Here is a 14,199-nt window from a genome sequence, read left to right on the forward strand (position 1 = left end):
AGGAAGAACCAGAGGACGGCTCATTGCGGCCGAAAGCGGAATGACGGATCACATTTTGAGCGAGGTGTCGGGCGGCGTCCTGACCCTGACCATCAACCGGCCGGACAAGAAGAACGCCCTGACCCGGGCCATGTACCAGGGCCTGGGCGACGGCATCGACCGGGCCAGCGAGGATCCCTCCATCCGCTGCGTCCTGATCCAGGCCAACGGCGACATCTTCACCGCCGGTAACGACCTGGGCGACTTCGCCGCGGTGAATTCCGGCGATCCCCAGGCGAACCAGGCGCGCGAGGGCGGCAACCCGCTGCTGGCCGCCCTGGCGCGGGCGAAGACGCCGATCGTGGCGGCCGTCCACGGCCGGGCGGTGGGCGTGGGCGTGACCATGCTGCTGCACTGCGACCTGGTCTATGTGGCCGAGGACGCCCTGCTGACCACCCCGTTCGTCAACTTGGCCCTGGTGCCGGAGGCGGCGTCCTCGCTGCTGCTGCCGGCGCGGATCGGCCACGCCCGGGCCTTCTCGATGTTCGTGCTGAACGAGGCGGTGGACGGCAAGACCGCCGCGGCCTGGGGCATCGCCAACGCCGCCGTGCCGGCCGCCGAACTGCGCGCCAAGGCCCGCGCCGCCGCGGAGGCCGTGGCCAGCCGCGCTCCGACCGCGGTCCAGGCCACCAAGGCCCTGATGCGTGATCCCGCGGCGATCACCGCCCAGATGGAGCAGGAGGGCCGCATCTTCGCCGCCCAGCTCCGCTCGCCGGAGACCAAGGAAGCGCTGACCGCCTTCGCCGAAAAGCGCGCCCCCGACTTCAGCAAGGTGGCCTGAGGACCATGAGCGATCGCATCACCTCGGACTTCGGCGCCAAGTCCACGGCCCGGGAAGTCGCGGCCGGCCACGACCTGAACGGCGTCCGGGCCATCGTCACCGGCGGCGCCTCGGGCATCGGCGTGGAAACCGCCCGCGCCCTGGCCGAGGCGGGGGCTGAGGTGATGCTCGCGGTCCGCAACCTGGAAGCCGGGGAAGCGACGGCGGCCGATATCGGCCGGACCGCCCCGGGCAAGGTGTCCGTGGGGCGGCTCGACCTCTCCGACCTCGCCTCGGTGGCGGCCTTCGCCTCGGCGTGGGGGGATCAGCCGCTCGACATCCTGATCAACAACGCCGGCGTCATGGCCTGCCCGCAAAGCTACACGGCGCAGGATCTGGAGATGCAGATCGGCACGAACCATTTCGGCCACTTCCTGCTGTCGATGCTGCTGGCCAGGGCCCTGATGAACGCGGCCGAGGAGGGGCGGCAGAGCCGGCTGGTCTCGCTGTCGTCCATCGGCCATCGCCGCAGCGGCATCCACTTCGACGACATCCACTATCGCCAGCGGCCCTACGACAAGTGGGAGGCCTACGGTCAGTCCAAGACCGCCAATTCGCTGTTCGCGGTGGGATTCAACGCCCGCTTCGCCGACCTCGGGATCAACGCCAACGCCGTCATGCCGGGCGGGATCATGACGCCGCTGCAGCGGCACCTTCCCCGCGAGGAGATGATCGCCTTCGGCTGGATGGACGAGAGCGGCAAGACCAACGACCGCTTCAAGTCCACGGAGCAGGGAGCCTCGACCAGCGTCTGGGCTGCGCTGGGCGACGAGCTGGAGGGCGTGGGCGGGCTGTACCTCGAGAACTGCGCCCAGGCGCTGCCGTGGTCGCAGGACAATCCGTTCGAAGGCGTGATGCCGCACGCCCTCGATCCCGAGGCGGCCGAGCGCCTGTGGGCGGTCTCGGAGGAGACGACCGGCGCACGCGTCTAGGGAGAAGGCTTGGCCTTGGGTCGGGTCCGCGCCTAGGTTTGTGACATGAGCGTGAATATCCGGGTGGCGACCGTCGCCGACGCGCCGCTGATCCTGTCCTTCATCCGGGAGCTGGCGGAGTACGAGCGGCTGCTGCACGAGGTGGAGGCGACCGAGGCCGACATCCGCCGCGACCTGTTCGGGGAGAACCCGCGCAGCTTCTGCGAGATCGCCGAGCACAAGGGCCAGCCGGTGGGCTTCGCGCTGTGGTTCTACAACTACTCGACCTTCCGCGGCCGCGCGGGGATCTATCTGGAGGATCTGTTCGTCCGGCCCGAGGCGCGCGGCGTCGGGGCCGGCAAGGCCCTGCTGCGCAAGCTGGCCCAGCGCTGTGTCGACGCCGAGCTGGGACGGCTGGAGTGGGCCGTGCTCAACTGGAACGCGCCCTCGATCGCCTTCTACGACAGCCTGGGAGCCGGTGCGATGACCGAATGGACCGTTCGGCGGCTGGATGGCGCGGCGCTGGAACGCCTCGCGGCGTCATGAGCGCGCCGCCGAAAACCGTCATCCACGCCTCCGCGGAGGAGGCCGAGGCGATCCGCCAGGCGGTGCGCGCCGCCGACATTTCCACCCTCGGCATGGGCCGCGCCCGGGCCGAGTTGAAGCACGTTCCCGGCCTGACGGCCCTGCTCAGCGACATGCGGGTGTCGGGGCCCATCTACGACCTGCCGCGGCCGATCACCGAGGACAGCGTGACCCGCTGGGTGGCCGAGAACCAGGCCCAGGCGCTGGCGGGCGAGGCGCTGCTGCTGGTGACGCTGGACGAGGACGGCGAGGTCGCCGGCTATTCGCGTATCACCGTCTGGCCCGAGCACGCGTCGGCAGAGCTTGCCGGGGCCATGCGTGCCGACCTGCAGGGAAAGGGCCAGGGCGGCGTGGGCATGGCGCACACCTTCGGCTGGATCTTCGAGACCCTGGGCGTGCGGCTGATGTGCCTCACCGCCGCCCTCGACAATGTCCGCTCCCAGAAGGGCATCGACGCCGCGGGCTTCCGGCGGATGGGAGAGCGCGAGGCCGTCCGCCCGGACGGAACCACCCGCCGCTCCGTCTACTGGGAGCTGACCCGCGACGAGTGGCGCCAGCGCCACCGGCTGTAGGCGGCCGCTAGACCGCGATATCGATGATCATGGGTTGGGCGGACCGGCCTTCCTTGGCGGCCTTCTGCGCCTCGCCGGTCAGGGCGTCCTGCATGACCTGCTGAATGCGCTTGGAAATCTCGGCTTCCAGCGAGGTCAGGGTCGCGGCGCGCTCCTCGGGGGTCATGGCGGCCAGCGAGGCGTCGTCGATGCCCTTGGCGGCCCTCATCTCCTTTTCGATCTTCTCCTTGAGGGCCTCGAACTTCTTCTCCTGGGCCCAGGCGTACAGGCCCTTCTCCCGCACCTCGTCGAGGGTCGCCTTCTGGCGCGCGGCCGCAGCTTCAGCGCGGGCCTTGGCGGCGTCGGCGGGGGTCTCCGGCGCTTGGCCGGGTTGAGCGACGCCGCCCGCGGCGGTCGGCAGTCCGAGGGAAAGCAGCGCGCCAATACCGTTCATAGCCATCCGGCCCTCCTTGCGTTGGGCCTAGTTAAGCAAGAACTGTACCAGTCAGGCGGCCCAGGCGGCGGCGAAGCGGCGGAGCAGGGAGAGGGCGGCGCTGTCGGCCAGCCCGGGGTTGGCGGCCAGGCGCACGAAGAGGTGGCCGGCCTCGCGCCGGCCGCGGGCGGGCAGGCCTTCGCCCTCCACGCGGACCAGGCCCCGTTCGGCGGCCTTGCGGTCGATCCAGATGCTCCGGCGGCCGAGCGGCGTGTCGACGGTGATCCGGCCGCCTTTCTTGAGCAGGCCCGGGGCCACCTTGGCCGTCATCCACACGTCGTCGCCGCGGACCAGCACCCCGTCGTGGGCGCGGATATAGACCGACAGCTCATGGCCGGCCGCCTGCACCCTGTCCCCCGAGCGCAGGCCGGGCGGCAGGCTGATGCGGACGAACTGGCCGTCCGGCATCCGATGGTCCACGTCGCCGCCTTCCAGGGCGAGCTTGGGCGAAATCTCCAGGTCGGGATCCGGCGTCGGCCGCGCCCGGGCCGGCGCTTGGACGAAGCGGTCGCTGAGCGGATCCTGCAGGCGCTGGTAGGCGTCCATCACCTGGCGGAATGCGCCCTCGTCCCCGCCCTGGTCCGGGTGGGCGCGCTTGGCCGCTTCCCGGAACGCCTTGCGCACCTCGGCGGGCGTCGAGTCGGAGCTCACGCCCAGCACCTCGCGCGCCATCTTCAGGGTCATGTCGGGAGCCGTCCGACTCATGAGCCAGGACCGTAGGGTAAACGCCGTCAACGCACCGTTAAGCGCTCGCAAGGTCGCGCGCGGCCGCGCTATACCCCCAGCGTGACCGAAAAGACCCTCATCCCGGCGTCCCCGACCGAGGACGACTACGTCCGCCAGGTGGCGACCGCCGAGCCGCCGCCGCTCCTCAGCGAGACCGACCCCTTCGCGCTTTTCGACGCCTGGCTCAAAGAGGCCCTGCAGAAGGAGCCGAACGACGCCAACGCCATGGCCCTCGCGACCGTCGACGCCGACGGCCTTCCCGACGTGCGGATGGTGCTGCTGAAGGACGTCGATCCCGACGGCTTCGTCTTCTACACCAACCTCGAGAGCGCCAAGGGCGAGGAGCTGGCCGCCAATCCCAAGGCCGCGCTGCTGTTCCACTGGAAGTCGCTGCGCCGCCAGGTGCGAGTGCGCGGCGAGGTGACGCCGACGACGCCGGAAGAGGCCGACGCCTATTTCGCCACCCGCGCCCGGCCGGCCCAGCTGGGCGCCTGGGCCAGCGCCCAGTCGCGAACCCTGCCGGATCGGCTGGCCCTGGAGAAGAAGATCGCCGAGGTCGGTCTGCGCTTCGGCCTGGGCAAGGTGCCGCGGCCGCCGCACTGGTCCGGCTTCCGGGTGGCGCCCCAATCGATCGAGTTCTGGCGCGACCGCCCGTTCCGCCTGCACGAACGGCTGGTGTTCGAGCGCGCCGCGGGCGGCTGGGCGACGCGCAGGCTGTTTCCTTGAGCGGCCCCCGGACGACGCCGGTCGAGGCCGAGATCATGGCCTGGCTGGCGGCCCGTACGGACAAGGCGATCGAGACCGCCTGCGCCCACGTCTTCCTCGGCAGGGATGCGGCCTGGAAGCTCAAGCGCCACGCCGACCTGGGCTATGCGGATTTCTCGACGCTGGAGCGCCGCAAGTGGGCGCTGGACCGCGAGCTGGAATTCAACAAGGCGGCCGCCCCGGACATCTACCGCGCCGTGCGCCGGGTCACGCGCGAGCCGGACGGGTTGGCGCTGGACGGCCCAGGCGAGGCGGTGGATCACGTCCTTGAGATGCGCCGGTTCGACGAACGCTGTGTTCTTTCGGCCCGGCCCGAAGCCGTCACCGGCGACCTCGCCGAAGCCCTGGGCCGGATGATCGCCGGCTTCCATGCCGATGCGCCGCTGCGCCCCGCCGGCGGCCTGACGGCCCTCAGCTTCACCGTCGGCTCCAACGCCCAGCTTCTCCGCGAAACCTGCGAGGGCCTCGACCAGGACCGCGTCGAGACCATGATCGCCCTGACCGAGGCCGAGCTGGAACGCCAGGCGCCCCTGCTGGCCCACCGGGCGGCGAGCGGCTTCTCCCGCCGCTGCCACGGCGACCTGCACCTCGGCAATATCCTGTTGGAAAACAGCCGGCCGGTGCTGTTCGACTGCATCGAGTTCAGCGATCTGCTGTCCGACCTGGACGTGCAGTACGACCTGGCCTTCCTGCTCATGGACCTGGACTTCCGAGACCGGCGCGACGCGGCGGTGCGGGCCCTGTCCGGCTACATGGACGAGGCGGCCCGGACGTTCCCGCCCGAGATCTGGCAAGGCCTCGCCAGCCTGCCGCTGATGCTGTCGGTCCGCGCGGGGGTAAGGGCGCACGTGTCGGCGCATTCGTCGGACCCGGGGGCGGCGCGGGCCTATGTGGAGGCGGCCATCGCCCACCTGTCGCCGCCGCCGCCGGTGCTGGCCGCGGTGGGCGGGCTGTCAGGCTCGGGCAAGTCGCACTTCTCGCGCGCCGTGGCGCCGGCGCTCGGAGCCTCGCCCGGCGCCGTGATCCTGCGCACGGACGAGATCCGCAAGCGGCTCATGAACATCCCGCCGACCACCACGATGGACCCGGCGGCCTACACGGCCGAGTTCTACGTGCGCACATACGACACCATGATCGACAACGCGCGGGCGCTGCTGAAGGCCGGTCGTGCGGTGGTGCTGGACGCCACCTTCATCGACCCCGGTCTGCGGGCCCGCGTGGAGGCGCTGGCGGCCGAATGCGGCGTGCCGTTCCGCGGCGCCTGGATGGACGCGCCGGTCGAGGTTCTGGAGGCGCGGGTGGCGGCCCGCACGGGCGACGCCTCGGACGCGACGGTGGCCGTGCTGCACGATCAGGTCGGCCGGCTGACGGAAGCTCCGGCCTGGCCCACGGTCGACGCCCAGGCGCCGACGGCGCAGGCTGCGAAGGCCTGGATTGACAGGGCAAGTTGACGCTCCCGTTGCGGAAGCGACATCGTCTCTCTAATCGTGACCGCCAACTAACAGTCGATAACCTAGGGGAGAAGGCGTGCAGATGCTGGGCCTGATGCAGAACTGGCCGCTTACGGTCGACAAGATCCTCGACCACGCCAAGGCCTGGCACGGCGATCGCGAGGTCGTGACCCGTTCCGTCGAGGGTCCGATCGTGCGGACGACCTATGCCGAGGTCCACGCCCGGGCGAAGCGGCTGTCCAACGCGCTGAAGGGCCTGGGCGTCCAACCGGGCGACCGGGTCGCCACCCTGGCCTGGAACACCGCGCGCCACATCGAGGCCTGGTACGGGATCATGGGGATCGGGGCGGTCTGCCACACCCTGAACCCGCGGCTGTTCGCTGAGCAGCTCTGCTACATCATCAACCACGCCGAAGACCGGATCATCTTCACCGACCTGACCTTCGTGCCGGTGCTGGCCGAGAACCTGCCCAAGCTGCCCACCGTGAAGCACATCGTGGTGCTGACCGACCGCGAGGGGATGAAGGGCGTCAGCCTGCCGGGCGCCCTCTGCTACGAGGACCTGATCGACCAGCACTCGGCCGACTGCGTCTGGGGCGGCTTCGACGAGAACACCGCCGCCGGCCTCTGCTACACCTCGGGCACCACGGGCCATCCCAAGGGCGTGCTCTACTCCCACCGCTCCAACTTCCTGCACACCATCATCACAATGACCCGGGACGTCATGAACCTGGGCGCCACCGAGGTGGTGCTGCCCGTGGTGCCGATGTTCCACGCCAACGCCTGGGGCCTGGCGCTGTCTTGTCCGGCGTCGGGCGCCAAGCTGGTGATGCCGGGCCAGAAGCTGGACGGCGCCTCGGTCCATGAGCTGATTGAGAGCGAGGGCGTGACCTTCTCGGCCGCCGTGCCGACGGTCTGGCAGATGCTGCTGGCGCACCTGCGCGATACGAAGTCTCAGCTCACGACGCTGAAGCGGGTGGTGATCGGCGGGTCGGCCGTGCCCGAGGCCATCGTGCGCGGCTTCCGCGACGAGTTCGGCGTGGACGTGACCCACGCCTGGGGCATGACCGAGCTGTCGCCGCTGGGCACCATCTCCGCGCCCAACGCCGCCATCTCCGAAATGGACCCCGAGGCCCAGCTCGCCTTCAAGCTGAAGCAGGGCCGTCCGCCCCTGGGCATCGAGATGAAGCTGGTGAACGACGCCGAGGAGCGCCTGCCCCACGACGGGTCCACCTTCGGCAAGCTGAAGGTGAAGGGGCCCTTCGTCGTCGGCGAGTACTTCAAGGGCGAGGGCGGCGAGATCCTGGACGGCGAAGGCTTCTTCGACACCGGCGACGTCGCGACCATCGACGATCAGGGCTTCATGCAGATCACCGACCGGGCCAAGGACGTGATCAAGTCGGGCGGCGAGTGGATCAGCTCGATCGAGATCGAGAACATCGCCATGGGCCATCCGAAGGCGGCGAATGCGGCGGTGATCGGCGCCGCTCACCCCAAGTGGGACGAACGGCCCGTCCTACTGGTGAAACTCCGCGAAGGCGTCGAGGCCACCAAGGAGGAGTTCCTGGCCTTCCTGGAGGGCAAGATCGCCAAGTGGTGGACGCCGGACGACGTTGTCTTCGTCGACGACATCCCGCTGGGCGCCACGGGCAAGATCGACAAGAAACTGATCCGCGACCGGATGAAGGACTATGTCCTCCCGTCGGCGAAGGCGAAGGAGAGCGTCTAGCATGCTGCAGAGCGCCGACGAGGCCGATTACCCGGACGTCATCGCGCTCACCAATCGCGCGTTCCGCGACACGGGCGCGGCGGGCTGGAACGTCGAGGACATGATCGAGGGGGAGCGGATCAACGAGTCGCTGCTCCGCGACGATCTGGCGGCGCCCGGCGCTCACCTCCTGATCTGGCGAGACCCCGCCGGGGAGCACCTGGGCCATGTGCGGCTCGACGAGGGAGCCGATGGCGTCTGGCTCCTGGGCATTCTGACCGTTCGTCCCGACCGCCAGGACGCCGGATTGGGCCGAACGCTCCTGGCCGCTTCCGAGGACTGGGTCCGAGCGCGTGGGGCGCGACGGATGCGTATGACGGTGGTCCACCAGCGGGAGACACTGATCGCCTGGTATGTGCGGCGCGGCTACGAATTGACCGGGGAGACCAAACCGTTCCCGTACGACGATCCGCGGTTTGGTCGGCCCCGGCAACCGGACCTCTACTTCGACGTGCTGGAAAAGGCGCTGTAGCCGCGCTTCAACCGCCCGAGGCCTTGCGGCGGTCGTAGACGAAGCCGCCTTCGCCGTGGCCGCCCACGCTGGCCCAGCGGGCCTCTTCGGCCTTGTGCACATACTGCTCGGCCACCAGCCAGGCCTTCATCGGGCGCAGGCACGCCAGGCAGCCGCCGATCAAGGCCGGGAAGACCGTCGCGAACTGCAGCCACAGGGGCGGGTGGAACACGACCACCGACCAGGCCCAGAGGCCCACGACGGCGATGCCGACGCCGGACATAACGAAAAAGGCCGGGCCGTCCGCCGGATCGGCGAAGCCATAGTCCAACCCGCACTGGTCGCAGGACTTGGCCAGCGTCAGGAACCCCGAGAACAGCTTTCCCTCGCCGCAACGGGGGCAGCGGCAACGCAGGCCGGCGCTGAGGGTGGACGGTTCGCAGCCGGTGAGGTCCATGGCGTCATCTCCATACAATGCAGATATTGAACGCATACAATTGATGTGAAATGTATGTGTTTGATGCGAGGATCGCAATGGACTCCCTGACGCACCCCTCCGCCCGCTGGCTCGCGCGCCTGCCCGCTCCCGGACAACCGATGTACGCCCGCGTGGTCGACGCCCTCGAGGCGGCGATCCGGGATGGCGAACTGCAAGGGGGCGACCAACTGCCACCGCAGCGGACGGTGGCCCGGATTCTGGGTGTCGACCTCACGACCGTCACGCGGGCCTACGCCGCCGCGCGCGCCCGTGGCCTGATCGAGGGCGCCGTGGGTCGGGGCACCTTCGTCCGCGCCCGGGCGGCAGAGGACGAGGCCGGGCTGATGGACCTGGGCATGAACCTCCCGCCGCCGCCCCAGGGCCTTTCGCTCGGGGCCCTGCTGAAGGAGACCGTGGCGGCGGTGGTCGACCGGACCGATGTCGCGACGCTGATGTCCTACCACCCCGGCGGCGGAAGTCTCGGCCAGCGGACCTCGGCCGCCGCCTGGCTCGCGCCCAGCCTGGGTGAGCTGGCGCCCGCGCGAGTGCTCGTGACGCCGGGCGCGCAGACCGGCCTGGCCGCCATCCTGGCGACGATCGCCGGGGCAGGCGGCCGCGCCCTGGTCACCGAGCCCCTGGTCTATCCCGGCGTGCTGACCGCGGCCCGACGGTTCGGGCTCCAGGTGCGCGTCTGCCCGTCCGACGCGGGCGGGCTGGAGCCCGACGCCCTGGCGCGCCTGTGCGCGGACGAGCGCCCGGCGGCCCTCTACGTGACGCCGACGACCAACAATCCCACCGCCGTCACCCTGGACCTTGGCCGGCGCCAGGCCCTGGCCGAGGTGGCGCGCGCCGCCGGCCTCTGGATTGTGGAGGACGATCCCTACGCGCGCCTGTTCGATGCGCCTCTGCCGGCTCTCGCCACCCTGGCGCCGGAGCGGACGTTCCACCTAGCCACGCTCTCGAAGTGCCTGTCGCCCGGCCTGCGTACGGCCTTCCTGGTTCCGCCCGAGGCCCTGGCGGAGCGCACGGCCGAGGCGCTGCGGTCCCTGGCCCTGATGCCGTCGCCCCTAATGTCGGCGGTGGTCTCCACCTGGATCCGGGAGGGGACCGCCGAGCGCCTGCTGGCCGGCGTGCGCCAGGAAGCACGCCAGCGCCGGGCGATCGCCGCCGAGGTGCTGCCAGGTGCCCGGGGCGCGCCGGAGGGCGTCCACGTCTGGCTCGACCTGCCGCCGGAATGGCGGGTGGACCGGGTCCACCGTCTCGCCCAGGAGAAGGGTCTGGCCCTGGTCACCGCGGACGCCTTCGCCGCGGGGCCGGATCACCCCAATGGCCTGAGGATCTCGCTCGGCGGGCCGGGAACGCAGGCCGTGCTACGCGGCGCGCTGGAGGGCGCGGCTCGGCTGCTGAACGACGCGCCGGCCCCGCAGGCAGTCGTCTAACCGGCGAGACGGTAGGTGCTGTCGGGCCCCGGCGCGCCGTCCGTCGTGAGCTGGCCGCGCCGCACCAGATGGATCATGGCCGCCAGCATCGAGCGGGCCGCCGCCGGGTGCAGTCGGGAATCGACGTCCGCGTAAAGGCGTGGCACGAGTTCGTTGATGCGCGCCGGCCCCGCCTTCAGGGCCCCGAGGATTTGATCCACCCGCTCCTGACGATGCTCGATGTAGGCGCCGATGAACGCGTCCACGTCGCGGATGGGCGGGCCATGGGTCGGCCACAGGACGTCGAACTTGCGTGAGCGGATGTCGTCCAGGCTCGCCAGATAGGCGGTCATGTCGCCGTCGGGCGGAGTGATCACGGTCGTGGACCAGCCCATGATGTGGTCGCCGCTGAAGCAGGCGTTCTCCTCCCGCAGGCCGTAGCAGATATGGTTGGAGGTGTGGCCGGGAGTGGGGATGGCGTCCATCGTCCACCCGCGGCCCAGCACGACGCCGCCGTCGCACAGGCTGATGTCGGGCCGGAAGTCGTGGTCGTGCCCGGCCTCCATCCTGACCTCGCCGGTGTCCGCCTCTTCGGGGCCGGCTACGGCGCAGCCGTAGATGGTGGCGCCCGTCCGCGCCTTCAGCGGCCCGGCCAGGGGAGAATGGTCGGAGTGGTGATGGGTGATCAGGATGTGGGTGATCTTCTCGCCGCTGACCGCCTGCAGGATCGCATCCAGGTGCGCCGGATCGTCCGGGCCCGGGTCGATGACCGCCACTTCGCCGCGGCCGACGATATAGGTGCCGGTGCCCAGGAAGGTGAAGGGGCCGGGATTGTTGGCCGTCACCCGCCGGATCAGCGGCGAGACCTGGTCGCAGCGGCCATACTCGATGTCGATCTCGCGGACGTAGGGGATCATCCGCCCAGCACGCCCGATAGGTCGTAGCCGGCCTGGCGGCCCAGGGCGACCAGTTCGCCGCGGGGCAGGGCGCCCGACTGGGCCTGGCTCAGCGACCAGGTGACGATCGAGCGTGTGCCCGAGCGGCAGAAGGCCAGGATCGGCGCCTCGACGTCCGCCAGCAGCGCCTTGGTCTGCTCCACCTGCTCCGGCGTCGGGCCGCCCCGCACCGGGATGTGGAAATAGGCCAGGCCGGCCGCCCGCGCCGCCGCCTCGATCTGCGCCGACGACGGCTGGCCCGGCTCCTCGTCGTCGGGCCGGTTGTTGATCACGGTCCGGAACCCTTGCCGCGCCGCCTCGGCGACATCCGCCACGCTGATCTGCGGGGCGGTGGTGAAGTCGTCGGTGACGCGTCGGAAGTCGGACATCGGGTGCTCGCAAAACGCTGGTGGGCCTGTCGTTGACATCATCGGGGGTGGGTGGAAGTTTCGCAACGGGCGGCCCCGGAAAAGGCCGCGAGTGAGAGGCGTTGCAAGCGGTATGCGGCGAGAGACCAGGCGGCGCCAGCCGACCGCGGGGAATGGGTGATGGTAGCCGGGGGGCAAGCCATATCGCCGGAACAACTGCTGGCCGACGCCGCCTCGGCGATGCGGCGGGGCGATCGCGCGACCGCGCTGGATTGCGTGACCCGGGCGGAGGCCGTCGCGCCGTTCGACCCGCACGTGAAGATGCAGAAGGCGCTGATCCACCGGGCCAGCGGGGCGCTGCCGGCGGCGCTGGCGGCGCTGGACGAGGCCCTGGCCCTGGAGCCGTACAATTTCCTGGCGCTCCTCTCGAAGGGCGCCGTGATCGAGAAGCTGTCGGGCGAGCGGCTCGCCGCAAAGGCCTATGAAAACGCGCTCAAGCTCGCCCCCGACGAGGCGAACCTCCTACCCGGGCTTAAGGCGCCAGTCGCCCGCGCGCGGGAGGTGGTCGAGAAGACCCGCGCGGCCCTGGAAGCCTATCTGCGCGACCGTGTCGGCCCCCTGGACGAGGCGGGCGGAGAGCTGGTGCGGAGCCGGCTGGACGAAGCGATTGGGGTCTATGCCGGGCGGCGCAAGGTGTTCAATCACGAGCCCCTGCTGCTGCACTACCCGCGGCTGCCGGCGATCCCGTTCTATCCGCGCGAACTGTTCCCCTGGCTGGCCGAGCTCGAAGCCGCGACGCCCGTCATCGTCGAGGAACTCCAGGCCGTGATGGCCGGCCGGATGGAGTCCTTCGCACCGTACATCGCCTTCCCGCCCGATAAGCCGGTCAACCAGTGGGAGGAGCTCAACCACTCCCGTCGCTGGAGCTCACTGTTCCTCTGGAAGGACGGGGAACGGCAGGCGGAGGTCTGCGCAAGCTGCCCGCAGACCAGCGACCTGCTGGACCGGCTGCCCATGGCCCACCAGGCGGACTTCGCACCGACGGCCATGTTCTCAGCGCTGGATGCGCGAACCTGCATCCCGCCTCACACCGGATCGACGAACACGCGGCTGCTCTGCCATCTGCCGCTGATCCTCCCGGGGCGGGCGCGCTTCCGGGTGGGCAACGAGGTGCGCGAGTGGCGAATGGGGGAGGCGTGGGTCTTCGACGACACCATCGAGCACGAGGCCTGGAACGACGCCGACGAACTGCGCGTCATCCTGATCTTCGACGTCTGGAACCCGTTCCTGGAGCCGGGCGAGCGGGAACGCATCGGCGCGATGATGGCCGCCCGCAACGCGTTCTATAGCGGCTGACTACTCGGTGCGGCGGGCGCGGAAGGCGCCCATGGTGTCGATCGTCATCAGGAAGCTGCCCAGCGACGCCTGGCGGATTTTCACCGGCATTCCTGGCTTGGGATCCTTGAACAGCTCCTTCGAATCGACCTGCGTCCAGACCGCGCCGTCCTCCAACTTGATCACCCATTTGCCGGCGCCGTTGACGCGGGCGAGGGCGACGACGCCGGTGACGTTCTCCAGCTCCTCCTGGGTCTCGCCGCGCTCGAAGAGGCTGAGCGAGGGCATGGAGAAGCCGAAGGCCTGGCGGCGGACCTTGCGGGCCTGCTCGCGGTCGACCACCACGATGTCGCCCTTGGCCTCGGCCTGGTCCAGCGCGACGGTGGCCTGATCGTAGCAGGCGAGACGCTGAGTTTCGTCCGTCAGCTTCCGGCAATCCACCAGCTTCTGCAGCATGGCGGACCGCGACTCGCCCTTCGGTTGGGCCTGCAAGGCCGACGCGCCGAGGCTCGCCGCCACCGCGACGCCGACCGCCACCACCGCCACCGTCTTCATGTCGTCGACCTCAGGATTGCCTCTCCTGCGCCCATTAAGCGGGGCCGGGCGGGTCGCGCAATGCTTGCTCAGCGGCCACATGGGCGCCCCGATTCTGCCGCGCTCCGCAGGGTGCGCCTCTGCGCACCGTCACCATCGGCGACGAAACCTTACCCGGTTTCAGGAACGGTGCGGCAATCTGTGACCAGAATGCGACAGGTGGGCGCCCGAAACATTGCCAAACGCTAATCTGCGTTGAGCGCTCCTCTTCCAGCCCCGTAACTCCGCCGTAACCGAGGGCGCATCCCGCTTTCGGGACCGATCTCTTTTTGTGGGGAGCGGCCGCCCGCCGGGCAGGACCGCTGGAGGATCAAGACCGTGAAATTCAAGTCCATGCGGGAACGCCTTTTGGCGTCGTCTATGATTTGCGGCGCGGCCCTGTTGGGTCTTTCGTCGCAAGCTGCGGCCCAGACCGGCTCGGATGAAATCTCCGAAGTCGTCGTCACCGGCACGCGTATTCCGTCGCCGAACCTGGAGAGCGTCAGCCCGGTCACCGCGGTGAGCGCGGCCG

17 protein-coding genes are annotated in these 14,199 nt (G+C 70.1%); 11 read left to right on the top strand and 6 right to left on the bottom strand.

The genetic code is table 11. From position 1 onward, the window contains the following. Positions 1–40: 40 nt before the first annotated feature. From AX721_RS19325 to AX721_RS19340, 4 genes are read left to right on the top strand one after another with little or no spacing between them, the layout of a single operon-like run. Positions 41–820 carry an enoyl-CoA hydratase-related protein gene (locus AX721_RS19325; RefSeq protein ID WP_068877609.1) on the top strand — a complete coding sequence of 260 codons (780 nt, stop codon included), beginning with the start codon at positions 41–43 and terminating at the stop codon, positions 818–820. A 5-nt stretch (positions 821–825) separates the two neighbouring features. Further along, positions 826–1,791, top strand: coding sequence for an oxidoreductase (locus AX721_RS19330; RefSeq protein ID WP_068877610.1), 966 nt, complete (start codon positions 826–828; stop codon positions 1,789–1,791). A gap of 45 nt (positions 1,792–1,836) precedes the next feature. After that, on the top strand, positions 1,837–2,316 hold the full coding sequence (locus tag AX721_RS19335; protein ID WP_068877611.1) for a GNAT family N-acetyltransferase: 480 nt from the start codon (positions 1,837–1,839) through the stop codon (positions 2,314–2,316). Then, complete coding sequence (locus AX721_RS19340) at positions 2,313–2,927, top strand: GNAT family N-acetyltransferase (RefSeq protein WP_068877612.1); 615 nt, start codon at positions 2,313–2,315, stop codon at positions 2,925–2,927. The genes AX721_RS19335 and AX721_RS19340 overlap by 4 nt, the downstream gene beginning before the upstream one ends. A 7-nt stretch (positions 2,928–2,934) precedes the next feature. On the opposite strand, the gene AX721_RS19345 is transcribed toward AX721_RS19340, so the two are convergent. Together AX721_RS19345 and AX721_RS19350 are read right to left on the bottom strand one after the other, a co-directional pair. Beyond that, positions 2,935–3,366, bottom strand: coding sequence for a hypothetical protein (locus AX721_RS19345; RefSeq protein ID WP_156467263.1), 432 nt, complete (start codon positions 3,364–3,366; stop codon positions 2,935–2,937). A 45-nt stretch (positions 3,367–3,411) separates the two neighbouring features. Next, a complete protein-coding gene (locus AX721_RS19350) occupies positions 3,412–4,083 on the bottom strand; it encodes a J domain-containing protein (RefSeq protein ID WP_231733132.1) in 672 nt (223 codons plus the stop codon). Positions 4,084–4,185: 102 nt separating this feature from the next. Here AX721_RS19350 and pdxH point away from each other — a divergent pair, with 102 nt between their 5' ends. The 4 genes from pdxH (at position 4,186) to AX721_RS19370 (ending at position 8,581) form a co-directional block, all read left to right on the top strand. Then, positions 4,186–4,851, top strand: a complete 666-nt coding sequence (gene pdxH / locus AX721_RS19355) for a pyridoxamine 5'-phosphate oxidase (protein ID WP_068877615.1) — start codon at positions 4,186–4,188, stop codon at positions 4,849–4,851. Next, complete coding sequence (locus AX721_RS19360) at positions 4,848–6,341, top strand: bifunctional aminoglycoside phosphotransferase/ATP-binding protein (RefSeq protein ID WP_231733133.1); 1,494 nt, start codon at positions 4,848–4,850, stop codon at positions 6,339–6,341. Before pdxH ends, AX721_RS19360 begins: the two co-directional genes overlap by 4 nt. Positions 6,342–6,423: 82 nt before the next feature. Further along, the gene (locus AX721_RS19365; protein WP_068877616.1) at positions 6,424–8,070 is read left to right on the top strand and encodes a long-chain-fatty-acid--CoA ligase; all 1,647 of its coding nucleotides are present in this window, start codon (positions 6,424–6,426) and stop codon (positions 8,068–8,070) included. A 1-nt stretch (position 8,071) separates the two neighbouring features. Then, positions 8,072–8,581: a GNAT family N-acetyltransferase gene (locus AX721_RS19370; protein ID WP_068877617.1), complete on the top strand. Its 510-nt coding sequence runs from the start codon at positions 8,072–8,074 to the stop codon at positions 8,579–8,581. Between the two features lie 7 nt (positions 8,582–8,588). On the opposite strand, the gene AX721_RS19375 is transcribed toward AX721_RS19370, so the two are convergent. Continuing rightward, the gene (locus AX721_RS19375) at positions 8,589–9,017 is read right to left on the bottom strand and encodes a DUF983 domain-containing protein (protein ID WP_068877618.1); all 429 of its coding nucleotides are present in this window, start codon (positions 9,015–9,017) and stop codon (positions 8,589–8,591) included. 77 nt (positions 9,018–9,094) lie between these two features. Here AX721_RS19375 and AX721_RS19380 point away from each other — a divergent pair, with 77 nt between their 5' ends. Next, complete coding sequence (locus AX721_RS19380) at positions 9,095–10,477, top strand: PLP-dependent aminotransferase family protein (RefSeq protein ID WP_156467265.1); 1,383 nt, start codon at positions 9,095–9,097, stop codon at positions 10,475–10,477. Here the strand turns inward: AX721_RS19380 and AX721_RS19385 are convergent. Both AX721_RS19385 and AX721_RS19390 read right to left on the bottom strand, forming a co-directional pair. Further along, the gene (locus tag AX721_RS19385) at positions 10,474–11,373 is read right to left on the bottom strand and encodes an MBL fold metallo-hydrolase (protein WP_068877620.1); all 900 of its coding nucleotides are present in this window, start codon (positions 11,371–11,373) and stop codon (positions 10,474–10,476) included. The genes AX721_RS19380 and AX721_RS19385 overlap by 4 nt on opposite strands. Continuing rightward, on the bottom strand, positions 11,370–11,780 hold the full coding sequence (locus AX721_RS19390) for a TIGR01244 family sulfur transferase (protein ID WP_068877621.1): 411 nt from the start codon (positions 11,778–11,780) through the stop codon (positions 11,370–11,372). The genes AX721_RS19385 and AX721_RS19390 overlap by 4 nt, the downstream gene beginning before the upstream one ends. A gap of 159 nt (positions 11,781–11,939) precedes the next feature. On the opposite strand from AX721_RS19390, the gene AX721_RS19395 reads away from it, so the two are divergent. Further along, positions 11,940–13,115 carry an aspartyl/asparaginyl beta-hydroxylase domain-containing protein gene (locus AX721_RS19395; protein WP_068877622.1) on the top strand — a complete coding sequence of 392 codons (1,176 nt, stop codon included), beginning with the start codon at positions 11,940–11,942 and terminating at the stop codon, positions 13,113–13,115. On the opposite strand, the gene AX721_RS19400 is transcribed toward AX721_RS19395, so the two are convergent. Then, positions 13,116–13,649: a hypothetical protein gene (locus tag AX721_RS19400; RefSeq protein WP_068877623.1), complete on the bottom strand. Its 534-nt coding sequence runs from the start codon at positions 13,647–13,649 to the stop codon at positions 13,116–13,118. Positions 13,650–14,006: 357 nt separating this feature from the next. Between AX721_RS19400 and AX721_RS27510 the strand changes: the two genes are divergently transcribed. Continuing rightward, positions 14,007–14,199, top strand: a 193-nt coding sequence (locus AX721_RS27510; RefSeq protein WP_156467266.1) for a hypothetical protein, incomplete at its 3' end; no start/stop codon positions are given.

Origin of the sequence: Phenylobacterium sp. CCH9-H3 (assembly GCF_001557235.1) — a bacterium.
In the GTDB taxonomy this organism is placed as follows: Bacteria; Pseudomonadota; Alphaproteobacteria; order Caulobacterales; family Caulobacteraceae; genus Phenylobacterium.